The sequence below is a fragment of the Streptomyces flaveolus genome, from assembly GCF_014648815.1.
Lineage (GTDB): Bacteria > Actinomycetota > Actinomycetes > Streptomycetales > Streptomycetaceae > Streptomyces > Streptomyces flaveolus.
In genome coordinates this window covers 187,476-211,809 of sequence record NZ_BMRV01000007.1, presented here as the reverse complement: position 1 = coordinate 211,809, position 24,334 = coordinate 187,476, and the positions used below count along the sequence as shown (strand labels likewise).

Below are 24,334 nucleotides of genomic sequence, written 5' to 3'. Positions count from 1 at the left end.
CGATCGGCCAGCGCAATGACAGGGGAGGGTGGTCAGCATGTTCGGCAGGACCCGCAGGGCCTGGGGCAGATGGGTCGACGCCCGGCGCACCGAGGAGAAGGCGCAGAGGGACACACGCTCGCACAATCTCTTCGAGGCCGCCGCCGCGTACGTCTCGGCGTGTGCGGACGACGACCAGGAGGGCATCGACGAGGCGGCGGGCTGGGTGTCACCGGAGGCCCTGTCCTTCGGGGTGAACGAGCTGGCGTGCCGGGCGGTCGTCGCGCTCGCGCGGGAACGCGGCGAGTCGCCGCGGGACGTGGCCCGTGCGCTGCTCGGGCTCCCGGCGGTGTGACGCGCGCGGACCCTCGAACGTGGTCGATTCGCCCCCGTCCAGCCGGAAAACTGCAGCTCGGCCGGGTGCGAGGCTCGTGACAAGGGCCTCCTGGTCGCACTAGGGTGCGCGCCGTTGGACGAACCGATGGGGAGGCTGGGATGGCAGGGACGGAAGAGGACACCGTCGCCGCCGCGGACGATGCGCTCTACGTGCTCACGGCGGTGCTGCTGACACCGGCGAAGTTCCCGAGTGTGCTGGGCGACGACTATCCGGAGGCGTGCGCCGCGCTCGGTCTCCCGCCGCTGGCCGACGGCTACGGTCTGGTGCTCGGCCAGGACGGGGACGGCGCCCGGTGGACCGTCGTCATCGACGACGTCTCGCTGGTCGCCGTCGCCGTGGCCTCCTGGGACTGCGGGATGGAGTACGACCTGTCGCCGGACGAGCGTACGGTCGTCACCGCCCTGCCCGGCTGGCCCCTGGCGGTCGCCGTGGCGGCCCCGGGCGTGCCCGCGCCGCACGATCCGGGCCCCGAGCTGGCCGACGGGCCCCCGCTGGCGCCGCCGGACACCACGGTGTGGGGGCCCGCCCAGCGGCGCCTGGGGGCCGACGAGATCGCGCTCCAGTGGGCGCAGTGGCGGGAGCAGATCGACGACGCCGACTTCCCGGTGCCGCCCGCGGACGGCACCGGGGTCTCCGGTCCGGGAGACGGTGCGGAACAGGAGGGTGGGGCGGATACGGAGGACGTGGACGCCGCGGACGCTGCGGACACCGTCACGCGGGCCGCCGCCGCGGCCGGCGCCCCGGGACACGACGGCGTCCGGCGGGTGCTGGCGGAAGCCCGCGCCTACGTCGACACGCCGCCGCCGCTCGGCCGGGTCCGGTCGTCGTTCGCGCCGGGTGACGCGCGGACCCTGCGCGCCGACGGCCCCGGCTGGTCCCTCGTGGCCAGGACCGACGACATCGCCTTCGTCCTGCTCGACGACGAACCCGGTGAGGTGCTGCCGGTGGGCCGGGGGCCGGAGCTGCCCGGCCTTCTGGACGCCCTCGACAAGATGGCCGTCCGGCCCAGCTGAGCGCGGAGGGGCACGTCCCCGCTGTCTTCGACCTCCATACGCAGCCCTCCTGCCATGTGGCGCCGGCCCATGGATGAGGGCGGGGTGGACCCGCACGATGGGGCGGCCATCGGGCTCCACTCCCCCGTCGCGCCTCTGGAGGTTCTCCCATGCGTCTGTCCCGTGCTGTCCCGTTGCTCGCCGCCGCGATGACGGCGGCGGCGCTCACCGGGCCGTCCCCCGCCGGTGCGACGGAGGGCGGGGAGCACTGCGCCCGCCAGGAGCGCGTGCGGGTGCCCGGCGCCGCCCTGCAGCGAAGCGCCTGTCTCGCCGACCTGACGACCACCGGGCTGGCAGGCACCGCGTACACGGACATGGCCGACCAGGCCGGCCTGACGGCCGCGGGCACCCACACGCCCTCCGGGGTCCCGGGGATCCAGGTCGACGGCTACTTTCCGGACTCCTCCCGCTTCAACACCACGCACGGCTGGCAGCACGACGCCCAGTTCGTCATCCGGCTGCCGGACCACTGGAACGGCGGCCTCGTCGTGACGGGCGCGCCGGGCACGCGCAAGCAGTACGCGACGGACAAGGCGATCTCCGACCGGGCCCTGGCACAGGGGTACGCCTACGCCGCGACCGACAAGGGCAACAGCGGGGTGGACTTCTACCGGGACGGTGCGCGGCCGGGGGACGCGGTCGCCGAGTGGAACGCGCGGACCACCCAGCTCACCCGCGCCGCCAGGCGAGCGGTGGCGCAGCGCTACGGACACGCGCCGCGCCGCACGTACATGACCGGCATCTCCAACGGCGGCTACCTCACCCGCTGGCAGCTGGAGAACCATCCGGAGCTGTACGACGGCGGCGTGGACTGGGAGGGCGCGCTGTGGACGGCGGACGGCCCCAACCTGCTCACCTCCCTGCCCACGGCGGTGGCCCACTCCCTCGGTGGGGCACGGGACGAGGACATGTACGCGGCGGGGTTCGCACGCGGCTCCGAGTTCCTGTGGCCGTACCACGAGAAGGCCTACTGGGGCCTGACCCAGAAGATCTACCGCGCGGAGTTCGACCCGGCCTACGATCCCGCCTGCCCCGGTCCGTCGGCCGGGTCCTCACTGGAGGAGATCCTGGCGCCGTGTCCGGCCGACGCGACGTACGACTACGCCGCGCGTCCCGCGTCCGTCCACCGCGCCGTGGCCCGGGTGGCCCTGACGGGGCGCATCGGGAAGCCGCTGATCACGCTGCACGGCGACCTCGACGCCCTGCTGCCCAAGAGCGCCGATTCCGACGTGTACGCGCGCATGATCGACGCGAGCGGGCGAGGCCGACTGCACCGTTACTACACGGTCCGGGGCGGCACCCACGTGGACGGGCTCCACGACACCCGTCCCGCGGAGCTGCGTCCGATCCTGCCCTGCTTCCGGTCGGCGTTCGACGCCCTGACCGGATGGGTGGAGCGGGGCACCGCGCCGCCCGCCGACCACACGGTCGGCAGGCCGGCGGACGGCGACGTGGTCAACTCCTGCGGCTTGACCGACGACGCCTCGGCGCGGCGTTAGCGCCTCAGCGACCGAGCTCCTTGCGCGTGACGCGGCGCAGCCTGCGGCGCTGCGAGGGGTCCAGCGTCAGGTACGCGGCGGCCGGGACTCCGAGGACTATCAGCAGGGCGGCCCACCAGGGCAGCCAGATGAGCAGGATGAGTCCGGCCGCCACACCCCCCGCGGCGATCTTGGCGTTCTTCGACATGGTGCGCCTCCTTCGCGGCCACTGCCGCTCTCTGTCCTGGAAACGGGCCCGCGCCTCCCGCGGTTCCGTACCTCGCCCCTGAGAGACCCCTGAGACCGGACCCCGACACGACCCCGAGAAGCCGGCGGAGACGGCGCCCGCTGCGCCTCCCCTCGAATGGTGACCCACAACACAGCGAAGCGACACCCGCGACATCGCCACTCATGTACAATCGGCGACCGCAACTCCCACTAGTCAAATTTGAGGAATACGCCATCGCTGCGCAGACGGCTCTCCCGGCAACCACCTTCCCCACGTCAGAACTAGCCCAGTGCTGCGCCGTGTTCGTGCCCGGCGATCCGGCCCGTACCGGCAGGGTCGCCTTCTGGCGACCCGACGGTGAGGACCCGCCGCACGTCCCGTCGGCATCCGTCGCGGACCTGACGGTCGTGGTACCGGACGGCGACGGCGTGGAGCGGGCGCACGTGCCCGCCGTCCTGCTGCCGGTCCGGGAGGCACTGCCGGTCCTCACGCGCGCGCGTGCCCGTGCGTCCGGCCACCGGGCGGCCGTGTTCTGGGGCGCCGCCGCCGTGGAAGCCCTGCATCTGGTGGCACTGGGGCGGCTACTGCCGGGTCTGTCCGAGACCGACCACGACGCCTGGCGCGTGGGGCCGCTGGACGCGCGGGAGACCGAACGGATCCGCCACCTCGCCGCCGCCATGCCTCCCGAGGCGCACGCGGTGCCGGTGGACGACGCCGAGCCGCCGCGGCTGCCGGACCCGGAACGGCTGGTGCGCGCCTTCCTGGACGCGGTCGCCGACACACTCCCCCGCTCCCCCGCCGCCACACTGGTGACGGGCGGCCCCGCCTACGCGGCGGCGGAGCCGCGGAAGCTGCCCGAGCTGCGCGCCTGGGCCGCCGACGTCGCCGCGGGACACGACACGGGCGTACGACTGTCGCTGCGCGTCGAGGTACGAGACCTGCCGGCCGCCTCCGGGGACGCGTCGCCGGCGTTCCGGGCCGTGCCGCAGGTGCACAGCGTGAGCGACCCCGCGCGCGTCGCGGACATCGCCGAGGTGTGGTCCGGCGCCGTGGGCGACGCGTTCGGCACGCGCGCGCGGATGGACACCCTGCTCGCGCTGCGCCGCGCGGCACGGGCCTGGCCGCCGCTGTCCCCGCTGCTGTCGGCCGCCGTACCGGAAGCCGTCGAACTCGCCGACGAGGAGGTCACCGAGCTCCTCGGAGCGGGCACCCGCGCGCTCGCCGGCGCCGGCGTCGACGTGCACTGGCCGCGGGAGCTGTCCCGTGACCTGACCACCCGCGCGGAGGTCGGACCGTCCGACGGCGAACCGGGGCCGGGCGCCGCCGCCGGGGACGGCGGGCCGTCGTTCCTGTCCGCCGACGCGCTGCTCGCCTTCGACTGGTGGTTCGCCCTGGGCGACGAGCGGCTCACGCGCGACGAGCTGGACCGGCTCGCCGAGGCCAACCGGCCCGTGGTCCGGCTGCGCGACCGGTGGGTCCTCGTCGACCCCGAGGAGGTGCGCCGGGCCCGCGCTCGGCAGGACCACAAGGTCACGCCCGTCGACGCACTCGCCGCGGCCCTGACGGGCTCGACGGAGGTCGACGGCCGCCGCGTCGAGGTGCGGCCCACCGGATGGCTGGCGGCCCTGCGGGAGCGGATCGCCGATCCCGAGGGGCAGGACACCGTCCCCCAGCCGGCCGCCCTCGCCGCGACGCTGCGCGACTACCAGCGGCGGGGCCTGAACTGGCTGGCCCGCATGACGTCGCTGGGCCTCGGCTGCTGTCTCGCCGACGACATGGGCCTCGGCAAGACGATCACGCTGATCGCCCTGCACCTGCACCGGCAGACCGACGCGTCGGCCGCCGGACCCACGCTGGTCGTCTGTCCGACGTCCCTGATGGGCAACTGGCAGCGCGAGATCGAGCGGTTCGCCCCCGGCACACCCGTGCGGCGCTTCCACGGCCCCCGGCGCGACCTGGCGGACCTGGCCGACGGCGAGTTCGTGCTCACCACCTACGGCACCATGCGTCTGGACGCGGAACGGCTGGCCGCCTCGGAGTGGGGCATGGTCGTGGCGGACGAGGCCCAGCACGTGAAGAACCCCTACTCGGAGACCGCGCGGCAGCTGCGTTCCATCGGCGCACGCGCGCGCGTGGCGCTCACCGGCACCCCCGTGGAGAACAATCTCTCGGAGCTGTGGGCCATCCTGGACTGGGCCACTCCGGGACTGCTGGGCCGGCTCGGCACCTTCCGCAGGCGTTACGCGCAGGTGGTCGAGGGCGGCCAGGACCCGGCCGCGGCGGAGCGGCTGGCCCGGCTCGTCCGTCCGTTCCTGCTCCGGCGCCGCAAGTCGGACCCGGGAATCGCTCCCGAACTGCCGCCGAAGTCCGAGACCGACCATCCCGTGTCGCTGACCGCGGAGCAGGCGGGCCTGTACGAGGCGGTGGTGCGCGAGGCGCTCGCGGAGATCTCCGGGGCCGACAGCATGGCGCGGCGGGGTCTGATCGTGAAACTGCTGACGAGTCTGAAGCAGATCTGCAACCACCCGGCGCAGTACCTCAAGGAGGACCGTTCCGGCGGTCCGGGGATCGCGGGCCGCTCCGGGAAGCTGGAGCTGCTGGACGAGCTGCTCGACACGATCCTCGCTGAAGAGGCGAGCGTGCTGGTGTTCACCCAGTACGTGCAGATGGCACGGCTCCTCGAACAGCATCTGGCCGCCCGCGGCGTGCCGTCGCTGTTCCTGCACGGCGGGACGTCCGTCACCGAACGGGAGTCGCTGGTACGGCGGTTCCAGGACGGTGAGGTCCCCGTCTTCCTGCTGTCCTTGAAGGCGGCGGGCACCGGACTGAACCTCACGCGCGCGGAGCACGTCGTGCACTACGACCGCTGGTGGAATCCGGCCGTCGAGGCCCAGGCCACCGACCGCGCCCACCGCATCGGCCAGACCCGGCCGGTGCAGGTGCACCGGCTGATCGCCGAGGGGACCGTCGAGGACCGCATCGCGGCCCTGCTGAGCCGCAAGAGCGCGCTGGCCGACTCGGTGCTGGGAGCGGGCGAGGCGGCGCTCACGGAACTGACGGACGCGGAACTGGCCGATCTGGTCGACCTGCGCGGAGGTGCGCGATGACGCGGTACGACGGCGACGACGGATTCGACGGTGGCGACAGCGGCGGCGAGGAGCGGACGTTCATCCCGCTGCCGCCCGTGCACGGCAAGGGGTTCGCGCAGACCTGGTGGGGGCATGCCTGGCTGAAGGCCCTGGAGGACGCGGCCGTGGACGGGGCGCAGGTGAAGGCCGGTCGGCGCCTCGCGCGCGCGGGAGCGGTGGGGGCGGTCTCGGTGCGGCCGGGTCGCATCACGGCGGTGGTCAAGGACCGGGACCGCACGGCGCACCGCGCCGACGTCCTGCTGGCGGAACTGTCCGACGAGCAGTGGGACCGCTTTGTCGACATGACGGTCGAGCGGTCCGGTCATGTCGCGGCGCTGCTGGACGGGGAGATGCCCCCGCATCTCGTCGAGGACGCGGCGTCGGCGGGCATCGACCTGCTGCCCGGCCTGGGCGATCTGGAACCGGAGTGCGACTGCGGCGCCTGGGACCACTGCGGGCACACCGCGGCGCTCTGCTACCAGGTGGCGCGGCTGCTGGACCAGGACCCTCTGGTCCTGCTGCTGATGCGCGGGCGGGGCGAGAGCGCCGTGCTGTCCGCCCTGCAGACACGCGGCCGTACGCCCGGTGAGGTGACGGCTTCCCGGCCGGAAGGGGTGGACGCCGCCGAGGCATACGCGTCGGGGTACTTCCTGCCGCCGCTGCCCGCGCCGCCCCTCCTTCCGGACGGGCCGGGTGAACCGCCCGCCCTGGACACGGAGACGCCTCCCCCGTCCGGCGTCGACCGGGCGGCGCTGGCCTTCCTGGCCTCCCGTACCGCGGCGCAGGCGCATCGCCTGCTCGCCGAGGCCCTGCGCGGCGGGCACGACCGACAGGCGGTCGGCGTGGAGCCGACGGCCGCGCAGGACGCCGTACGCCTGGCCGCGGGCGACCCCGGACCGGTCGTTCGGGGGCGTCTCGGCGACGGCTCGGGGCGCGACCACGAGGCGCTGACCGCCGCCGTGCGCGCGTGGCGGCTGGGGGGCGCGGCGGCGCTGTCGGTGCTGGAGGAGGAGTGGACGGTGCGGGGCGACGCGCTGGCACGCGCGTGTGCGGCGCTGGACTCGGCATGGGAGGCGGACGAGAAACCGTCCCTGCTGGCGCGTGACAACCGCTGGACGGTCGTCGGTTCGCCGCATCAGCTCCGCCTGGACCGCGACGGCCGCTGGTGGCCGTTCCGGGAAGAAGGGGGCCGTTGGGTTCCCGTGAGCGGTCCGGCCCAGGACCCGGCGACGGCCCTGGCCTCGGCGGCACTCGCGGCCGGGGACGAACCGTGATGCCGTAACCGCGCCCCGCCGTACGGACGTCGGGCGCCGGCGTCCGTACGGTCGCCGCGCGGCTCGGCGGGACTGGTCCGCCGGGCCGCGAGCCGGGTCCGGGGGCTGTCCCGGCCGCTACGGAGCCAGGGAACCGGCCTCCCGGAGCAGTGGCAGGACGTGGTCGGTGACCGCGGGTGCGAGCCGGATGTCGTCCTCGTGTCCGGAGATCCACCTCATGTCCGCCAACTCGGCCGCGGGCCGGGGCGGCCGGTCGATGTGCGCCTCGAACAGAGTCAGCCGCATCGGCACCCGCTCCAGGACCGCGACAGAGTCGACCCGGGCCAGCAGGCGGGGCTGCCGTGGCTCGACGCCGAGCTCCTCGTCCAGCTCGCGGACCAGGGCCTCCAACGGCGTCTCGTCCGCGTCGGGTTTGCCTCCGGGCAGGTAGAAGACGTCGGGGGCGGCCCGCCTGCTCACGACCAGCAGCCGCCCCTGTCGCACGATCGCCGCCGCCACGACGGCAAGCGGCTCTCCCTCACCGGAGCCCGGGGCAACCATCACTCCACGCTCTTGTGCCATGTCCGTCATCCTCGCAGACGGCCGGGAGCGAAGGCGCCCGGGAGCGAGGCGTCCGGGAGGCCACGACACAGACGTGGCGGCGACCGCTCCGGCACTCGCCCCGTGCGGTGGGACAGGGCCGGAGCGGTCTCTCGGAGCCGGGAGCGCTCAGCGGGCGCCGAGGAGGTGGTCCATGGCGAGCTGGTCGAGCTGCTCGAAGGCCATGCCCCGGGCCGCGGCGGCGTCGACGTCGAACGTGTCGAAGGCCGTGGCGTCCTCGAGGAGGCCCTTGAGCCCGTCGGGGGCGGTGGGCTGGGCGAGCTCGTCCAGGCGGGCCGCGGCCAGGGCCTCCTGCACGGCCGGGTCGGCACGGAAGGCGGCGGCCCGGTCCTTGAGGATGAGGTAGTTGCGCATGCAGCCGGCGGCCGACGCCCACACCCCGTCGAAGTCCTCGGTCCGCGGCGGCTTGAAGTCGAAGTGCCGCGGTCCCGCGTACCCGGCCCGCTCCAGCAGGTCGACGAGCCAGAACGCGGCACGCAGATCGCCGGCGCCGAAGCGGAGGTCCTGGTCGTACTTGATGCCGGACTGGCCGTTGAGGTCGATGTGGAACAGCTTGCCCGCCCACAGGGCCTGCGCGATGCCGTGCGGGAAGTTCAGCCCGGCCATCTGCTCGTGGCCGACCTCGGGGTTCACGCCGTACAGCTCCGGACGCTCCAGCCGCTCGATGAACGCCAGCGCGTGTCCGACGGTGGGCAGCAGGATGTCACCGCGCGGCTCGTTCGGCTTCGGCTCGATCGCGAACTTGATGTCGTAGCCCTGCCCGGTGACGTACTCACCCAGCAGGTCGAAGGCCTCCTTCATGCGGTCGAGCGCGTCGCGCACGTCCTTGGCGGCCCCGGATTCCGCACCCTCGCGGCCGCCCCAGGCCACGTACACCGACGCGCCCAGCTCCACCGCGAGGTCGATGTTGCGGATCGTCTTGCGCAGCGCGTAACGGCGCACGTCCCGGTCGTTGGCGGTGAAGGCGCCGTCCTTGAACACCGGGTGCGTGAACAGGTTCGTCGTCGCCATCGGCACCTTCATGCCCGTCGCGTCCAGGGCCTGCCGGAACCGCTTGACCGTGGCCTGCCGCTCGGTGTCGCTCGAGCCGAACGGGATCAGGTCGTCGTCGTGGAACGTGACTCCGTACGCGCCCAGCTCGGCCAGCCGCTGCACGGACTCGACGGGGTCCAGGGCCGGACGGGTGGCGTCACCGAACGGGTCCCGGCCCTGCCAGCCGACCGTCCACAGACCGAACGTGAACTTGTCCTCGGGAGTGGGCTGGTAGTTCATTCCACGGCTCCTTGCTCGCTGACGGCTATTTCGTCATGGCGGTTTACAAATTAGTATGCACACGCGGTCCCGGGAAGGGAACACGGTGTCCCCGACGGATCGTGTCGGGTCTCAGCGACCCGGGACCGCCGCAGAACCCCAGCTCAGACCGGTCTGAGCCACAGAGCCGCAGAGCCCCGGAAGAGGGAGTAGCCCGATGTCAGCAGCCGAGGGTCCGCTTGTCGTCGGCGTGGACACGTCCACCCAGTCCACCAAGGCGCTGGTCGTCGACGCGGCCACCGGCCGGGTCATCGCGAGCGGCCAGGCACCCCACACGGTGTCCTCCGGCGCCGGCCGCGAGAGCGACCCGCGACAGTGGTGGGACGCCCTGCGCACGGCCCTGGACCAGTGCGGCGACGCGGCCCGTGAGGCCGCCGCCGTGTCGATCGGCGGGCAGCAGCACGGCCTCGTCACACTGGACGCCGCGGGCGACCCGGTACGCCCGGCCCTGCTCTGGAACGACGTGCGCTCGGCACCGCAGGCCCGCCGTCTGATCGAGGAGCTGGGCGGGGCCAAGGCCTGGGCGGAGCGCACCGGCAGCGTGCCCAGCGCCTCCTTCACCGTCACCAAGTGGGCCTGGCTGGCCGAGAACGAGCCGGAGGCGGTCCGCGCCGTCAAGGCCGTACGGCTCCCCCACGACTACCTCACCGAGCGGCTCACCGGCGAGGGGACCACCGACCGCGGTGACGCGTCCGGCACCGGCTGGTGGGCGTCCGGGACGGAGGCGTACGACGAGGAGACCCTCGCGCGCGTGGGACTCGATCCGGCGCTGCTGCCCCGCATGGTCCGGCCCGGCGAGGTGGCCGGCACCGTGCGTGACAGCCACGACCTGCCGTTCAGCAAGGGCACCCTGGTCGCGGGCGGCACCGGCGACAACGCGGCTGCCGCGCTCGGCCTCGGGGTGCGCCCCGGCGTGCCGGTGATGAGCCTCGGCACCTCCGGCACGGTGTACGCCGTGTCGCGGCGCAGGCCCGCCGACCCGACCGGCACCGTGGCGGGCTTCGCCGACGCGCGTGGCGACTGGCTCCCACTGGCCTGCACCCTGAACTGCACGCTCGCCGTCGACCGCGTGGCGGCCCTGCTGGGCCTGGACCGGGAGGCCGTCGAACCCGGCACGGACGTCACGCTCCTGCCCTATCTGGACGGCGAACGCACTCCCAACCTGCCGCACTCCTCCGGCCTGCTGTACGGGCTGCGCCACGACACGACCGCCGGACAGCTGCTCCAGGCCGCGTACGACGGCGCCGTCCACTCGCTGCTCGGCGCCCTCGACCTGGTCCTCGACGCGGACGCGGACCCTTCCGCGCCGCTGCTGCTGATCGGCGGCGGCGCACGCGGGACGGCGTGGCAGCAGACCGTGCGTCGCCTCTCGGGGCGTCCCGTCCAGATCCCCGAGGCCAGGGAGCTGGTGGCGCTCGGCGCCGCGGCACAGGCGGCCGGCCTGCTCACCGGGGAGGATCCCGCGGCGGTCGCCCGGCGCTGGAACACGGCCGCCGGGCCGGTGCTCGATGCCGTGGAACGGGACGAGGCGACGCTGGCCAGGATCGCCGGGGTAGTCTCCGACGCGGCGCCGCTCCTGGAGCGGGACGGGAGCACCCGCTGACGACGTGCTCGCGCGGGCGGTGGCGTCACGGACGGGCACGGTCAGGGGCCGTCCCCGCGGGACGCCTTCGGGCGCACACCAGGCGGGGCCGTTCCGCCGCGGGCGCTCCGCCGGTCCCCGGCCGAGGCGTCCACCGCTCGTCCCCGGACGAGCGGTGGGCCGGGGCGGCCGAGACCGTCCGAACGACCGACGAGCACAGACCGAGCAGCGCACATGACGACCGAGGACTGACGGAGGCATGACCGCACCCCCGCACGAAGCGCGTCCGACCCGCCCAGGGCGTGCGTTGCCGGACACCCAGCAGGGCATGCGCCGCCGCAACCTCTCCCGGGTGATGCACACCGTCAGCGCCGAGGGCCCGCTGTCCCGGGCGGCCGTCGCCTCGCGGATCGGGCTGACGCGCGCGGCCGTGTCGACGCTCGTGGACGAGCTGATCCGGTCGGGCCTGCTGGAGGAGCTGGGTCCCGAACGTCCGGGGCGGGTGGGCCGGCCCGGATCCGCGCTCGCCGTCAGCGCGCGGGGTCCGGCCGGGATCGGCGCGGAGGTCGGCGTCGACCACCTCGCGGTCTGCGCGGTCGACCTGCGCGGCCGGGTACGGGCGCGGGCCGTGCGGTACGGCAGCAATCGCGGCCGCTCGCTCGAGCCGGTCGTCGAGCAGCTCACCGGCCTGGTGCGGACGGTCACCGCGGAGGCGGAGGCGGACGGCCTGTGGCCGGCCGGACTGGCCGTGGCCGTGCCGGGTCTGGTGGCACGGGACGGGCGGACCGTCGTCCACGCCCCGAACCTCGACTGGCACGACGCCGACCTCGGCGCGCTGCTGCCCTCCGACGTGCCGCTGACCGTGGACAACGAGGCCAACTTCGGCGCGCTCGCCGAGCTGTGGCTCGGTGACGGCACCCCGCGGGACTTCCTGCACGTCTCCGCCGAGATCGGCATCGGTGCGGCCGTGGTCGTCGACGGGCGCCTGCTGCGCGGAACCCGGGGCTTCGCGGGCGAGCTGGGACACATGCCGGTGCATCCCGACGGGCCGGAGTGCGCCTGCGGGGGGCGTGGCTGCCTGGAGCAGTACGCCGGTGAGAAGGCGGTGCTGCGCGCGGCGGGTGTGGAACCGGGCGAGGACCGTGTCGGGCTGCTCGCGGGGCGCGCCGCCGAGGGTGACGAGGGCGTACGACGCGCGCTGCGCGAGGCGGGGACCGCGCTCGGTATCGCGCTGACCGGCGCGGTCAACCTGCTGGACCCCGAGAGCGTGGTGCTGGGCGGCGCCCTGGCCGGGCTCGCGCCCTGGCTGCTGCCGTCCCTGCGGGACGAGCTGGCCCGGCGGACGGCCGGCCCGGCCTGCCCCGTGTCCGTGTCGGAGCTCGGCCCGCAGGGACCGCTGCTCGGCGCGGCGCACTCGGTGATCCGGGGAGTCCTGGACGATCCGGCGGCCGCGGTGGCCGGCCGGGTCTGAGACCAGGCCGACCGGGTCCGAGACCGGGGCGGGTCCGAGACCGGGCGGGGCGGCGTGCGCCAGGAGCCGGGCGGCTACGCCCGGAGTTCCACGGCGCTCACTCGAACGAGTGAGCGCCGTATCCACAAAACCGCGGTCGTCCACCGGACCGCGACGCACTCTTATGCCCAACCCGCCTGCCTCGTACGGTGGTTCACGCGAAGCCCTTCGTGACCGCGACACAGGGGCACCGCGACGCTCGGCCCGCTCCTCGGCGTTCGGCCCCGCTCCTCGCAACCAAGCCGTCGCCTCACCGTTGGCAACCGTGTGCGACACGGCGCCGCGCCGTGGAACCGCGCACCCCCACCCGCGCACCACCCCCCACCCACGAAAGGCGGTCCTCCCCGTGGAAACGGAAAGGGCAACACCTTCCCCGACCAGGCGGCGGCTCCTCCAGGGCGCCGCGCTCGCCACCGTCTCCTCCGCACTGCTGTCCGGCACGCGAGCCGCCGCGAGGCCCCTGGCCGACGTCGACTACCCGTCAGCCGAGTGGCAGCCGGCGAACACGGCCAACTACAGCCGGTCGAGTCGCCCCCTCACCTATCCTCTCGACTACGTGGTCGTCCACGTCACGCAGGAGACGTACGCCGACACGCTCTCCATCTTCCGCAACCCTGACAAACAGGTGTCCGCCCACTACGTCGTCCGGTCCGCCGACGGGCACGTCGCACAGTGCGTCCTCGAGTCCGACATCGCCTGGCACGCAGGGAACTGGGACTACAACACCCGCAGCATCGGCATCGAGCACGAGGCCTGGGTGGACCGGCCGGAGTACTTCACCGATGCCCTGTACCAGCAGTCGGCTCGGCTCACCGCGGCGATCTGTACCACGTACGGCATCCCCAAGGACCGCGCCCACATCATCGGACACCACGAGGTACCGGGCAGCGACCACACGGACCCGGGACCGCTGTGGGACTGGACCCGGTACATCAGACTGGTCAACTTCGCCTGACGGGCGGCGGACGGCCACGTTCGGGTGATCGGGCCGGTCGAAGTGGTTGTCCGCGCCCACCCGCGGAGTGACGATGTCACCGTCGTATCGCTCTCCGGGGAGGCCGAGTTGACCGATTCGTGGCTGGCTCTGGAACCTGGGGCCGATCCCGTCGAGCGCGCCCGGACGCTGCGCCGCGCGCACGAGACGTTCACCGAGGCGGGCACGGTGTCGCGGCCCGTGCGCGCCGTGGTGGCGGAGTCGTGGCGGAGGTCCGTCCGGGCGGGTGTCGGCCCGGACGGCACCGCGAGCGTGGAACTCATGGACGGTGACCTGGGCGCCTACCGCGCCGAGCACCCGCTGGCACGGGTGATGCCGCTGTTCCGTGAACTGCTCGGCGCGTTCGCGGCCGACGGCGAGCATCTGCTGGCGGTGTGCGACGCGCACGGCAGGCTGCTGTGGGTCGAGGGCCATCCGGCCACCCGGCGGCGGGCGGGGCGGATGAACTTCGTGCCGGGTGCCCGGTGGGCGGAGTCCGCGGTGGGGACGAACGCGCCGGGCACGGCGGTGGCCGTGGGCCGCCCGGTACAGGTATTCGCGGCCGAGCACTTCATCCGGCGGGTACAGCCGTGGACGTGCGCGGCGGCTCCGGTGCACGATCCGCGCACCGGGCGGGTACTGGGCGCCGTGGACATCACGGGCGGGAACGGGCTGGCGCATCCGCACAGCCTGGGCTTCGTCCAAGCCGTGGCGCGCGCCGCGGAGTCCCAGCTGGCCCTGCTGACACCGGAGCGGCCCGCCGCCGGCACCGCCGAACTGACCGCGCTGGGCCGTGACGAGGCGCTGCTGAGCCGCGGCGGCAGCAGGGTCCGGCTCAGCCGCCGGCACAGCGAGATCGTGGTGCTGCTGGCGCAGCATCCGGAGGGTCTGACCGGCGACGAGCTGCTGTGCGCGCTGTACGAGGACGAGACGGTGCCTCCGGTGACCCTGCGAGCCGAACTGGCGCGGTTGCGGGGGGTGCTGGGTCCGGGGGTGCTGGCGTCCCGCCCGTACCGGCTCACGATGCCCGTCGAGTCCGACGTCGCCGTGGTCGAGCGCCGGCTGCGGGCCGGTGGCGTGACGGCGGCCGCGGCGGCGTACGCCGGTCCGCTGCTGCCCGGTTCCCAGGCCCCGGCGGTGGCACGGCACCGGCGCCGGCTGGCCGACGGCCTGCGCACCGCGCTGATCGCCTGCCGTGACCCCGACCTCCTGGCCGACTGGGCGCATGCGCCGTGGGGTGAGGACGACCTGGACGTCTGGCGTGCGCTGGCCGCGGTCCGGCCCACCGCCGCGGTGCTGTCCCGGCTCGCCGCGCTGGAGTCCGAGCTGGCGGCGCCGCGCGCGTGGTGACGGCATGTCGGCGCGCGGCCGGGCGCCGGCCCTGGGCCGCGGCCGCTCACGCAACGTCCCCGCAACGTCGCTCTCCCTAGCCTCCCAAAGAGCTGTCCAACGGCGGGCAGCGCACGATGAGGGAGGCAGACCAGGATGACCCGTTACGCGGCGCCCGGCACCGAGGGCGCGATCGTCTCCTACGAGTCGCGCTACGACCACTTCATCGGCGGCGAGTACGTGCCGCCGGTGCGCGGGCAGTACTTTGAGAACCCGTCCCCGGTGAACGGGCAGCCGTTCACGGAGATCGCGCGCGGTACGGAGGAGGACGTGGAGCGGGCGCTCGACGCGGCGCACGGGGCCGCCCCGGGCTGGGGCCGCACGTCGGTGACCGAGCGTTCCGGCATTCTGCTGAAGATCGCGGACCGCATGGAGGCGAACCTGGAACGCCTGGCGGTCGCCGAGAGCTGGGAGAACGGCAAGCCGGTGCGCGAGACGCTGGCGGCCGACATCCCGCTCGCCATCGACCACTTCCGCTACTTCGCGGGCGCGATCCGCGCGCAGGAGGGCTCGATCGGCGAGGTCGACGACGACACCGTCGCGTACCACTTCCACGAGCCGCTGGGCGTGGTCGCGCAGATCATTCCGTGGAACTTCCCGATCCTGATGGCGACCTGGAAGCTCGCTCCCGCTCTCGCCGCCGGCAACGCGGTGGTCCTGAAGCCCGCCGAGCAGACCCCGGCCTCGATCCACTACTGGCTGAGCCTGGTCGCGGACCTGCTGCCGCCGGGTGTCGTGAACGTCGTCAACGGCTTCGGGGTGGAGGCGGGCAAGCCGCTCGCGTCGAGCCCGCGGGTGGCGAAGGTGGCGTTCACCGGAGAGACCACCACCGGGCGGCTGATCATGCAGTACGCCTCGGAGAACATCAAACCGGTCACGCTGGAACTCGGCGGCAAGTCGCCGAACATCTTCTTCGACGACGTCTGGGCGCGGGACGACGACTTCCGCGACAAGGCGCTCGAGGGCTTCACGATGTTCGCGCTCAACCAGGGCGAGGTGTGCACCTGCCCGTCCCGGGCGCTGATCCAGCGCGGCACCTACGCCGAGTTCATGGAGGCCGCGGTCGCCCGCACCGAGCTGATCACACCGGGCCACCCGCTGGACACCGACACGATGATCGGCGCCCAGGCGTCCAACGACCAGCTGGAGAAGATCCTCTCCTACCTGGACATCGGCCGGCAGGAGGGCGCCAAGGTCCTCACCGGCGGCGAACGCTTCGAGCACGAGGGCCAACTGAAGGGCGGCTACTACGTCCAGCCCACGATCTTCGAAGGCCACAACCGCATGCGGATCTTCCAGGAGGAGATCTTCGGCCCGGTCGTGTCGGTCACGTCCTTCGACGACTTCGACGACGCGATCAAGACCGCCAACGACACGCTGTACGGCCTCGGCGCCGGGGTGTGGACCCGCGACATGAACACCGCGTACCGCGCGGGCCGGGCGATCCAGGCGGGACGCGTCTGGACGAACTGCTACCACGCCTACCCGGCGCACGCCGCGTTCGGCGGCTACAAGCAGTCGGGGATCGGCCGGGAGAACCACCGGATGATGCTGGAGCACTACCAGCAGACGAAGAACCTGCTGGTGTCGTACTCGCCGAAGAAGCTGGGCTTCTTCTGAGGGTTGTCCCGTGAGTGACGGCGGGAGCCATCCGGCGCTTCGCCGGATGGCTCCCCCGGGGCTCGGTGGGCACATCACCGGGAGACAGTCCCCGGCGCGTGGGCTGCTGCCGCTCAGCGCCTCGTCTCGTACCGGGTCAGGACCACGCCGTCGGGAAACGTCCGCGTCTCCATCAGGTTCAGGTTCACCCAGCCGTCCAGCGCGGTGAAGAACGGCGTGCCGCCGCCCGCCAGGACCGGATGGGTGACGATCGCGTACTCGTCGATCAGCCCGGCGCGCATCGCCGCCCCGGCGAGCGTTGCGCCGCCGATGTTCATGGGGCCGCCGTCCTCGGCCTTGAGCCGGGTGATCTCGGCGATCGCGTCGCCGGTGACCAGGCGGGTGTTCCAGTCGACCTCGTCGATCGTCGAGGAGAACACCACCTTCGGCGTGTCCCGCCAGTTCCGCGCGAACTCGATCTGCGCCGGGGTGGCGTCGGGCTGCTGGTCGCCGGTCGGCCAGTAGGAGCTCATCGTCTCCCACAGCTTGCGCCCGTACAGCGACAGGCCACTCGCCTGCTCGTGCTCCAGCCACCACTGGAACAGCTCGTGGCTCGGCGGCCCGCTCCAGCCGATGTCGTCGCCGGCCGCGGCGATGTAGCCGTCCAGGGTCAGGTTCATGCCGTAGATCAGTTTCCGCATGGGCCGGCCTTCCGTCCGTGGGTGTCCGGCATGGAGACCAGCGCGGCGCGGGTAACTCGTCGGTGCGCGATCTCGGCCTGCCGGTAGTCCTCGTGCTCAGGCCACCATGGCTCATGGACGGTCTCCGGTGCGGATGCCGGAGGGGGTTTCCTTGCCGCCCTGGTCCAACAGGGGGATGAGCTATGCCTTCCGCTACTGGCTTGACCGACCTGCGCGGGTATCGCAACTCACCAGCCTGCGCGCATCGGCGCGGCCCGCGACCGGCCGAGGGTTGGCACCGCGCACTCAACGAAGGAACTCGCGGGCCCCGCGGAGCCTGGTCCGCAACCGCTCCTGCGTTGCGCGGCTGTCGAGGCGTATGTCGAGGCCCCCGGGCAGGGAGGTGTCGGCTCGTCGCCCGGCGGGCAGCCGCGCGCCGTCGAATCCTTGGCGTCGGGCGATGAGCACACCGAGTTCGTGACGGCTCAGGGCGTCCGGCCCGGCGAGGTGGAACACTCCAGCCGCGGCGGACAGCGCGATCTCCCACAAGGCAGCGGCCAGGTCTTCGACGTGTACCGGGCAGCGGACTTGAGACCACGAACAGCCCATGGAAGGTTCATGCAGCATGGTCGATGAATTCGCGAAGGACATCCTGCACGGGAGACTGCGGCGGGACCGCGAGGCGCTGCTCTGGAAACTCGACGGCCTGTCCGAGTACGACGCCCGCAGACCTTTGACGGCGACCGGGACCAACCTCCTCGGCCTCGTCAAACACGTGGCCACCGTCGAGGCCAGATACTTCGGCGAGGTCTTCGACCGCCCTTCCCCGGAATCGCTGTCCCGGTGGCAGGACTCCGACGGCAGCGATCAGTGGGCGACCGAGGACGAGACCCGCGATCGGATCACCGGGTTCTACCGGCGCACGTGGGAACATTCGGACGCGACGATCAACGAGCTGCCCCTCGACGCCCCCGGCCACGTGCCGTGGTGGCCGGGGACTTGTCCCAACACGAACCTGTTCGCCGTCATGGTCCACGTCCTCGGCGAGTCCATCCGGCATGCCGGGCACGCCGACATCCTGCGCGAGGGCCTCGACGGCCGGACCGGAGTGCGCGCCGAGAACGAGCAGCAGGTCGACGAGGAAGCCCGTGCCGCCTACCGTGCGAAGATCGAGCAGGCCGCCAGGTCAGCCGCAGGCCGGGGTCGAGGCGGTGAAGATCGCTAGCGTGGAATCGAGGACAGGGCTTCAGGCTCGCGAGGACCGCCTTCGCCGTGTTCTCGCCCGAGGTCGCTGCGTCGGCGAGCGAAGGCATGTCGAGTGGGTGATCGCCGGCCAGGTGGATCGGCCCGAGGGGGTTCCGCAGCGTCGGCGGCGATGCGCGCCTCCCAGGGATCCCAGAAAGGCATGACGCCTGCCCCGCCCCGAACTCCGCTACGGGACGGTCGCGTTGAACGCCTGGACCGGAGTCGGCTGTCTCACCACCGTCGCCTCCTGGGGCGCCTTCCCGGGGCACACTGTCCCCCGGGCCCACCCCACGGACGAAGGAGTGCCGACCTTGCTCACCACCGGATACACGGAGACGAACTACGGCGGGGTGACCGTGCTGGTGGGCGCCGACCTGGGCGCCTACCCCTACGCCAACTCCGTACTCGTGCGCGGCACCGCCGAGACACTGGTCATCGACCCGTCGCTGTCGCTCGTCGGAACGGCCCCGCCCGCGGACGTGGTCCTCGTGAGCCACGCGCACGAGGACCACGTCGCGGGTCTCGCCGACTACGACGTGCCCGTGCACGTCCACGAGGAGGACCTGGCCGCGCTGCGGTCACGCGAGGTCATGGTCGAGGGCTACGGCCTCCCCGCGGACGCGGCAGAGCGCACCCGCACGATGCTGCGCGACCACTTCCACGTGCTCGATCGCCCCGATGCCACGGGGTTCGAGGACGGCACGGTGTTCGACCTCGGCGGCCGCACCGTGACCGTCGTGCACCTCCCGGGCCACACGGCGGGACACAGCGGCTTCCTGATCGAGCCGGACGGCTTCCTCTTCGTGGCGGACATCGACCTGACATCGTTCGGTCCGTACTACGGAGACGTCGGCAGCAGTCTCACCGACTTCGAGTCCTCCATGCGCCGATGCCGCGAGATCGGTGTCCGCTGGTACGGCACGGCTCATCAGAAGGGCGTGATCGAGGGGGCCACGGAGTTCTCCAGGCGGCTCGACGACTTCGCCGGGGTGACGGCGAGGCGTGACGCGGCCCTCCTGGCCTTCCTCGACGAACCGCGGACCGTCGAGGAGATCACCGGGCACCGCCTGGTCTACCGTCCCCATGTCGAGGGCCCGCACGTGGAGCCGGTCGAGCGCCGGACCGCGGTGCAGCACCTGGACCGGCTGATCGGCACGGGACGGGTCACGGAGGTCGAGCCGGGAAGATTCCGCGCGACATAGCCCTGCGCGGCCTCGCCGGCGCGGCAGCGTCTCAGGCGTCGTGGCGGACGAGGCGTCCGAGGCCGGCCAGTCCGTAGGCGGGAGCGACGTCGGCGTGTGCGCGCATCGCGCGGGTGCCCCGGGTCACGGCGTGCGCCATGAGCCGGTACGCCCGTTCGCCGACGCTCCGGCTCTGGCTCGCGAACAGCTCCACGTCCTGCGCGACGACGTAGTCCGCGATGGTGTCCGCGGGCCTGCGCGACCCCCAGGAGCCGCCCCACGACGTCTTGTCCGGGTGGATGTGCGCGTCGACCAGGGACGGCAGGGCGATACGGCCGCCGCCGTCGATCACGTGCGCTCCCCCGGGCGCGGGTCGGTCGCTGATACGGCCGTCGACGACCGTGAGGTCCACGGGTCGCAGGGCTCCGAAGGGCCGCACGTTCCGGAAGACCACCGTCTTGCGGGGGCGCTTGCGTTCATCGGCGGAGGCCGCTGCCGCGTCCGCGGAGGGCACCGTACCGCCGGCCGCCGCGGTGGCCGCGGTCGCGAGCACGGCACGCCGGGACGGCGAGGAGGAAGGAGGCGTCATGTGGACTCGTTGACAGCGGGGAGCGACGGGAAGGGCGGGGAGTGTGCCGCGGGACTGGTTCAGCAGATCCGGCCGGCGCGCACGACGCCGACGGGCCGGGACAGCGCCGAGACATCGCTCAACGGATCGGAGTCGACGACGAGGACGTCGCCCGCGCAGCCGGGGGCCAGCCGGCCGACGGAGCCGGAGACTCCCAGCAGCCGTGCCGCGTCGACGGTGGTGGTGCGGATCGCGTCGAGCGGCGACAGCCCGGCGGCGTGCATCAACTCGATCTCGCGTCCGATGGGCGTCACCTCTCCGCCGGACGAGTCCGTGCCCGTGACCACGGCTGTGCGGGACCTGGAGGCCCTGCGTGCCGACACGCCCACGTGGCGGACGGCTTCGCCCCCAGCGACGGCGAGAGCCGCGGGGCCCGGCTCAGTCCTCGGCGACCAGGGCGGGCGTCGACTTGGTGAGCACCTCGCCCCGGAAGAAGGCGGGGCTCCGCCGGCGCATCACACTCATGATCACCACACCGAGGGCGAGCAGGCCCACGCCGATCACGAACACCGAGCCGACGCCGAGCACGGACGATCCGCTCCCGTAGGCGGGGTCCCACATGTCGGCGAGCGTCTTGGCGAAGACCGCCGTGAGCAGCACTCCGCCGAGGAGGGGGAAGACCCCCTTGAACACGAGATCGCGTCCGGACTTCAGGAGATCGGCACGGAAGTACCAGGCGCAGGCGAAGGCCGTCAGCGCGTAGTAGAAGCAGATCATCAGGCCCAGCGCGTAGATCGTGTCGACCAGCACGTGCTCGCTGACCAGTGTCATCACCGTGTAGAAGACGCCGGTCGCGACGCCCGCGGTGACGGTGGCGCGGCCCGGGGTGCGGTAGCGCGGGTGGACCTGGGCGTATGAGGCGGGCAGCGCCTCGTACGTCGCCATGGCGAGGACCGTGCGGGCCACCGGGATGAACGTCGTCTGGAGGCTGGCCGCGGCCGACGCGAGGACCGCGACGAACAGCGCGACACCCAGCACGGGGCCCATGACGGGGCCGGCGAGGGCGGCGAAGACGTTGTCGGAGGTCTCGGGGTTCGCGAGTCCGAGGCCCTGGTCGCCGGAGCCCACGATCATCTGTGCCGCGACGCCCGTCGCCAGGTACGAGCCGACGAGCACGACCATGGCGACGAGCGCCGCACGGCCCGGCGTGCGGCTGCTGCCGCTGGTCTCCTCATTGGCGGTGAGGCACGCGTCCCAGCCCCAGTACATGAAGATCGACAGGGACAGGCCGGCCGTGAACGCCGCGAACGACTGGACGGCGAAGGGGTTCAGCCACGACCAGGAGAAGTGGGTCGAGGTCGGGAAGTCGGCGCCTCCGGCCTTGGTGAAAGCCATGACCACGAAGACCGCCAGGACCACCAGTTGCAGCGCCACCAGGGTGTACTGCAGGCCCTTGGTCGCCGTCATGCCGCGATAGCTGATGACGGTGGCGAGGGCGATGAGCGCCAGACAGGTCACGATGTGGACGGCCTTGTTCCCGTCGAGCGCCGCCACCGAGTCGCTGCCGGTGATCTCGCCGGCGAGCAGCCAGAAGTAGGAGGTGGCCACGCCGGCCAGGTTCGACAGCACGATGATCGTGGCGATGACCAGGCCCCAGCCGCACATCCACCCCACGCGCGGGCCGAATGCCTTGACCGTCCAGGTGAACGAGGTGCCGCAGTCGGGCATGGCCTTGTTCAGCTCGCGGTAGGCGAAGGCGACCAGCAGCATCGGCAGAAAGCCGGCGAGGAACACGGCGGGCATCTGCACGCCGACCTCGCCGGCGGTGGAGCCGAGCGTCGAGGTGAGGCAGTACACCGGGGCCACGGTGGAGACGCCGATGACCGCGCTGCCCAGCAGGCCCACGGAATTGCCGCCCAGGCCCTTGCTGCGCATGCCGTCGGCAGGGGCGCCGCCTTCTTTCGCGGGGCCCGGGGAGCGCGTGTCCAGCTGAGTCATGAACAAGACGTTAAATCCTGCGTTTTCCGTGGTGCGGCCGCTTGAGGTGAGCTAAGAGACGCCCGAGCAACCTGGAGTTCGCGCAGTCGATCAATGAAATGCCCTCACTTTCAAAGGTCGATCGCTCATACCGGTCGCTCGTTCCAAAGCGTGAGCGACGACTGTCCGATATTCGGTTACCGCATCACTGTCCGATTTGCGACGCTCGGAGTCTTCCGTGCGATCCGCGTCACACCCGGACCCGGGCGCCCCCTCCGCACCCTTACCCGGGAGGTAATGGCTGTCTCCCGTCGGCGCCGACAAGAATGCCGACCTGACCGCGTCGACCGGACGCGGACACCGGATCGGAGTGATGAGTCGTGCCCACAGCCACGCCCGCGCCCACCCGCACCGTCGTGGAGGAGTTGCTGCTCCGGATCGGCGGGGGCGATCCGGAGAGCATCGCCGCCCTGTACGCCGAACCGTGCGACTGGAAACTGGACTGGCCGGAGGCCGAGCACGGCCGGACCGCCACCCCGTGGATCCGGCACCGTTCGACCCGCGCCGATGTCGCCGCCCACTATCGCGAGCTCGCCGAGCACCATGTGCCCGGGCGCGCGGCGACCGAGATCGAGCGCATTCTCGTCGACGGCCGGGACGCGGTCGTCCTCGGCGAGATCCGTCAGACCGCCCGCTCCACCGGACACGCCTATCGGGCCCGGTTCGCGCTGCACCTCACGGTCGAGGACGGCCTTGTCACCCGGCACCATGTCTACGAGGACAGCCTCGCCGTCGCCCGGGCGTTCGACACGAAGGAGCCGGGTGAGGCCCGCTGAGGCCCAGGCCCCCGGCCAGGGGTGAGGATGCGGGAGGGGAACCGATCTGTTCGTCCGGTGAGCGCGGAGGGCACGGCAATGACCACACGCACGGGCAGGGTGATCTGCGACATCACGGTCTCGGTCGACGGGTATGCGGCCGGGCTCCACCAGACCGAGGAACGGCCGTTCGGTGAGGACGGCGGCGACGGATCGGGGGCCGCGCTGCACGCCTGGATGTTCGACACTCCCGACGAGAACCGGGCCGAGCTCGACCGGTTGTCCGCCGCCGGGGCGTTCATCATGGGGCGCAACATGTTCGGCCCGGTGCGCGGTGCGTGGGATCGGCGGTGGAACGGCTGGTGGGGCGACGATCCGCCGTTCCACGCGCCGGTGTTCGTGCTCACCCACCACCCGCGCGAGCCGCAGCCGATGGCCGGCGGGACGACGTACCACTTCGTCACCGACGGCATCGCGTCGGCGCTGGCCCGGGCACGTGCGGCGGCCGGTGACGGAGATGTGCTGGTCCACGGCGGGGCGACCACCGTCAACCAGTACCTCGCCGCCGGCCTCATCGACGAGCTGCGGCTGCACATCGTGCCGCTCACGCTCGGCGCCGGCACGCGGCTGTTCGAGGGCGTCCCGCCGCTGCACCTGGAGCAGGTGACGTCGCGTCCGGCGAGCCTGGTCACCCACGTGACCTACCGCGTGCTGGGCTGAGCCGACGGGCGCCGTCGCGCGCCCCCGACCCTCACTCGGCGGGGCCTGCGGTGCTTGCCCGGTGACTCTTCGGGTACCGCGTGGGGGTGAGGACGGTGTGGTTCCGGCAGGTGATTGTTGAAAGTGATGCGTTCGTGACTCGCCTCAGTGGCTCCGGGGACGACTCGGCAGACGGATCGGGCGATGCCTCCCTCGCCCTCGCGCTGGAGATCGCCGATGCCGTGGAGTCTTTGACGAACCTGTGGACCGTGGCCGCTCAGGGGGCGAGCCTGCGCCTGTCTCCGCACCAGTTGCGGGCCCTGCGCGTTTTGGAGTCGGAGCCGGGGCTCAACCTCACCGCTCTGGCGAACCGCATGGAGATGGGGCTGCCGACCGCCAGCCGGCTGTGCGACAGGCTCGAGGCGGCCGGTCTGCTGGAGCGTGTGCTGCATCCGCGCAAACGGCGCGAGGTGCAACTGCGCCTCACCGGGAACGGCCGGCAGATGCTGGACGAGGTGGCGTCGCGCCGAGCACACGCGCTGGCCGCCGTGCTCGCGGCCATGGACGCGCCCGTCCGGGAGGCCCTGCACCGCGGCATGCCCGGCTTCCTGGCCGCACGGAACCGCGGCGTTCCGGACGCGGACACCCCCGAGCACTGACCGGAGCGT

The 24,334-nt window shown here is 72.8% G+C and carries 21 protein-coding genes and 2 pseudogenes; 15 read left to right on the top strand and 8 right to left on the bottom strand.

Annotated elements, in window-relative coordinates:
• Positions 1-37 precede the first annotated feature (37 nt).
• The 3 genes from IEZ05_RS18685 (at position 38) to IEZ05_RS18675 (ending at position 2,927) form a co-directional block, all read left to right on the top strand.
• Positions 38-334 carry a hypothetical protein gene (locus IEZ05_RS18685; RefSeq protein ID WP_189231274.1) on the top strand — a complete coding sequence of 99 codons (297 nt, stop codon included), beginning with the start codon at positions 38-40 and terminating at the stop codon, positions 332-334.
• Positions 335-474: 140 nt separating this feature from the next.
• Positions 475-1,389, top strand: coding sequence for a hypothetical protein (locus tag IEZ05_RS18680; RefSeq protein WP_189231273.1), 915 nt, complete (start codon positions 475-477; stop codon positions 1,387-1,389).
• Positions 1,390-1,538: 149 nt separating this feature from the next.
• Positions 1,539-2,927 carry a tannase/feruloyl esterase family alpha/beta hydrolase gene (locus IEZ05_RS18675; protein ID WP_189231272.1) on the top strand — a complete coding sequence of 463 codons (1,389 nt, stop codon included), beginning with the start codon at positions 1,539-1,541 and terminating at the stop codon, positions 2,925-2,927.
• Positions 2,928-2,931: 4 nt separating this feature from the next.
• Here the strand turns inward: IEZ05_RS18675 and IEZ05_RS18670 are convergent, their stop codons facing one another.
• Entirely contained in the window at positions 2,932-3,114 is a 183-nt protein-coding gene (locus IEZ05_RS18670; RefSeq protein ID WP_086731275.1) for a hypothetical protein, read from the bottom strand.
• Positions 3,115-3,317: 203 nt separating this feature from the next.
• Here IEZ05_RS18670 and IEZ05_RS18665 point away from each other — a divergent pair, with 203 nt between their 5' ends.
• Together IEZ05_RS18665 and IEZ05_RS18660 are read left to right on the top strand one after the other, a co-directional pair.
• Complete coding sequence (locus IEZ05_RS18665; RefSeq protein WP_189231271.1) at positions 3,318-6,242, top strand: DEAD/DEAH box helicase; 2,925 nt, start codon at positions 3,318-3,320, stop codon at positions 6,240-6,242.
• On the top strand, positions 6,239-7,537 hold the full coding sequence (locus IEZ05_RS18660) for an SWIM zinc finger family protein (protein ID WP_189231270.1): 1,299 nt from the start codon (positions 6,239-6,241) through the stop codon (positions 7,535-7,537). Before IEZ05_RS18665 ends, IEZ05_RS18660 begins: the two co-directional genes overlap by 4 nt.
• Positions 7,538-7,654: 117 nt before the next feature.
• On the opposite strand, the gene IEZ05_RS18655 is transcribed toward IEZ05_RS18660, so the two are convergent.
• Entirely contained in the window at positions 7,655-8,098 is a 444-nt protein-coding gene (locus IEZ05_RS18655; protein WP_229869751.1) for an NUDIX hydrolase, read from the bottom strand.
• A gap of 147 nt (positions 8,099-8,245) precedes the next feature.
• Complete coding sequence (gene xylA, locus IEZ05_RS18650; protein ID WP_189231269.1) at positions 8,246-9,409, bottom strand: xylose isomerase; 1,164 nt, start codon at positions 9,407-9,409, stop codon at positions 8,246-8,248.
• A 196-nt stretch (positions 9,410-9,605) separates the two neighbouring features.
• On the opposite strand from xylA, the gene xylB reads away from it, so the two are divergent.
• The 5 genes from xylB to exaC all read left to right on the top strand — a co-directional run bounded on the left by xylB (position 9,606) and on the right by exaC (position 16,522).
• Positions 9,606-11,051 carry a xylulokinase gene (xylB, locus tag IEZ05_RS18645; RefSeq protein WP_189231268.1) on the top strand — a complete coding sequence of 482 codons (1,446 nt, stop codon included), beginning with the start codon at positions 9,606-9,608 and terminating at the stop codon, positions 11,049-11,051.
• A 238-nt stretch (positions 11,052-11,289) separates the two neighbouring features.
• A complete protein-coding gene (locus IEZ05_RS18640) occupies positions 11,290-12,501 on the top strand; it encodes an ROK family transcriptional regulator (RefSeq protein WP_189231267.1) in 1,212 nt (403 codons plus the stop codon).
• A gap of 385 nt (positions 12,502-12,886) precedes the next feature.
• Positions 12,887-13,495 (top strand): N-acetylmuramoyl-L-alanine amidase, encoded by a 609-nt coding sequence (locus IEZ05_RS18635; RefSeq protein WP_189231266.1) that lies wholly within the window; start codon positions 12,887-12,889, stop codon positions 13,493-13,495.
• Positions 13,496-13,603: 108 nt separating this feature from the next.
• Entirely contained in the window at positions 13,604-14,863 is a 1,260-nt protein-coding gene (locus IEZ05_RS18630; protein WP_189231265.1) for a GAF domain-containing protein, read from the top strand.
• A 135-nt stretch (positions 14,864-14,998) separates the two neighbouring features.
• A complete protein-coding gene (exaC, locus tag IEZ05_RS18625) occupies positions 14,999-16,522 on the top strand; it encodes an acetaldehyde dehydrogenase ExaC (protein ID WP_189231264.1) in 1,524 nt (507 codons plus the stop codon).
• A gap of 113 nt (positions 16,523-16,635) precedes the next feature.
• Here exaC and IEZ05_RS18620 read toward each other — a convergent pair whose 3' ends face one another.
• Positions 16,636-17,202 (bottom strand): dihydrofolate reductase family protein, encoded by a 567-nt coding sequence (locus tag IEZ05_RS18620; RefSeq protein ID WP_189231263.1) that lies wholly within the window; start codon positions 17,200-17,202, stop codon positions 16,636-16,638.
• Positions 17,203-17,487: 285 nt separating this feature from the next.
• A pseudogene (locus IEZ05_RS18615) lies at positions 17,488-17,769 on the bottom strand (dTDP-4-dehydrorhamnose reductase); the annotation flags it as partial.
• A gap of 37 nt (positions 17,770-17,806) precedes the next feature.
• Here IEZ05_RS18615 and IEZ05_RS18610 point away from each other — a divergent pair.
• Together IEZ05_RS18610 and IEZ05_RS18605 are read left to right on the top strand one after the other, a co-directional pair.
• Positions 17,807-18,406, top strand: a complete 600-nt coding sequence (locus IEZ05_RS18610) for a DinB family protein (protein ID WP_189231262.1) — start codon at positions 17,807-17,809, stop codon at positions 18,404-18,406.
• Between the two features lie 331 nt (positions 18,407-18,737).
• Positions 18,738-19,628 (top strand): MBL fold metallo-hydrolase, encoded by an 891-nt coding sequence (locus IEZ05_RS18605; RefSeq protein ID WP_189231261.1) that lies wholly within the window; start codon positions 18,738-18,740, stop codon positions 19,626-19,628.
• A 58-nt stretch (positions 19,629-19,686) separates the two neighbouring features.
• On the opposite strand, the pseudogene IEZ05_RS18600 reads toward IEZ05_RS18605, so the two are convergent.
• From IEZ05_RS18600 to IEZ05_RS18590, 3 genes and pseudogenes are all read right to left on the bottom strand, one after another.
• A pseudogene (locus IEZ05_RS18600) lies at positions 19,687-20,196 on the bottom strand (cytosine deaminase); the annotation flags it as partial.
• 59 nt (positions 20,197-20,255) lie between these two features.
• Positions 20,256-20,564, bottom strand: a complete 309-nt coding sequence (locus tag IEZ05_RS18595; protein ID WP_189231260.1) for an amidohydrolase family protein — start codon at positions 20,562-20,564, stop codon at positions 20,256-20,258.
• Positions 20,565-20,613: 49 nt separating this feature from the next.
• Positions 20,614-22,173: an APC family permease gene (locus IEZ05_RS18590; protein ID WP_189231259.1), complete on the bottom strand. Its 1,560-nt coding sequence runs from the start codon at positions 22,171-22,173 to the stop codon at positions 20,614-20,616.
• 359 nt (positions 22,174-22,532) lie between these two features.
• On the opposite strand from IEZ05_RS18590, the gene IEZ05_RS18585 reads away from it, so the two are divergent.
• The 3 genes from IEZ05_RS18585 to IEZ05_RS18575 all read left to right on the top strand — a co-directional run bounded on the left by IEZ05_RS18585 (position 22,533) and on the right by IEZ05_RS18575 (position 24,325).
• Positions 22,533-22,988, top strand: a complete 456-nt coding sequence (locus IEZ05_RS18585) for a nuclear transport factor 2 family protein (protein ID WP_189231258.1) — start codon at positions 22,533-22,535, stop codon at positions 22,986-22,988.
• A gap of 78 nt (positions 22,989-23,066) precedes the next feature.
• Complete coding sequence (locus tag IEZ05_RS18580; RefSeq protein WP_189231257.1) at positions 23,067-23,687, top strand: dihydrofolate reductase family protein; 621 nt, start codon at positions 23,067-23,069, stop codon at positions 23,685-23,687.
• Between the two features lie 134 nt (positions 23,688-23,821).
• The gene (locus tag IEZ05_RS18575) at positions 23,822-24,325 is read left to right on the top strand and encodes a MarR family transcriptional regulator (RefSeq protein WP_189231256.1); all 504 of its coding nucleotides are present in this window, start codon (positions 23,822-23,824) and stop codon (positions 24,323-24,325) included.
• Positions 24,326-24,334: the final 9 nt, after the last annotated feature.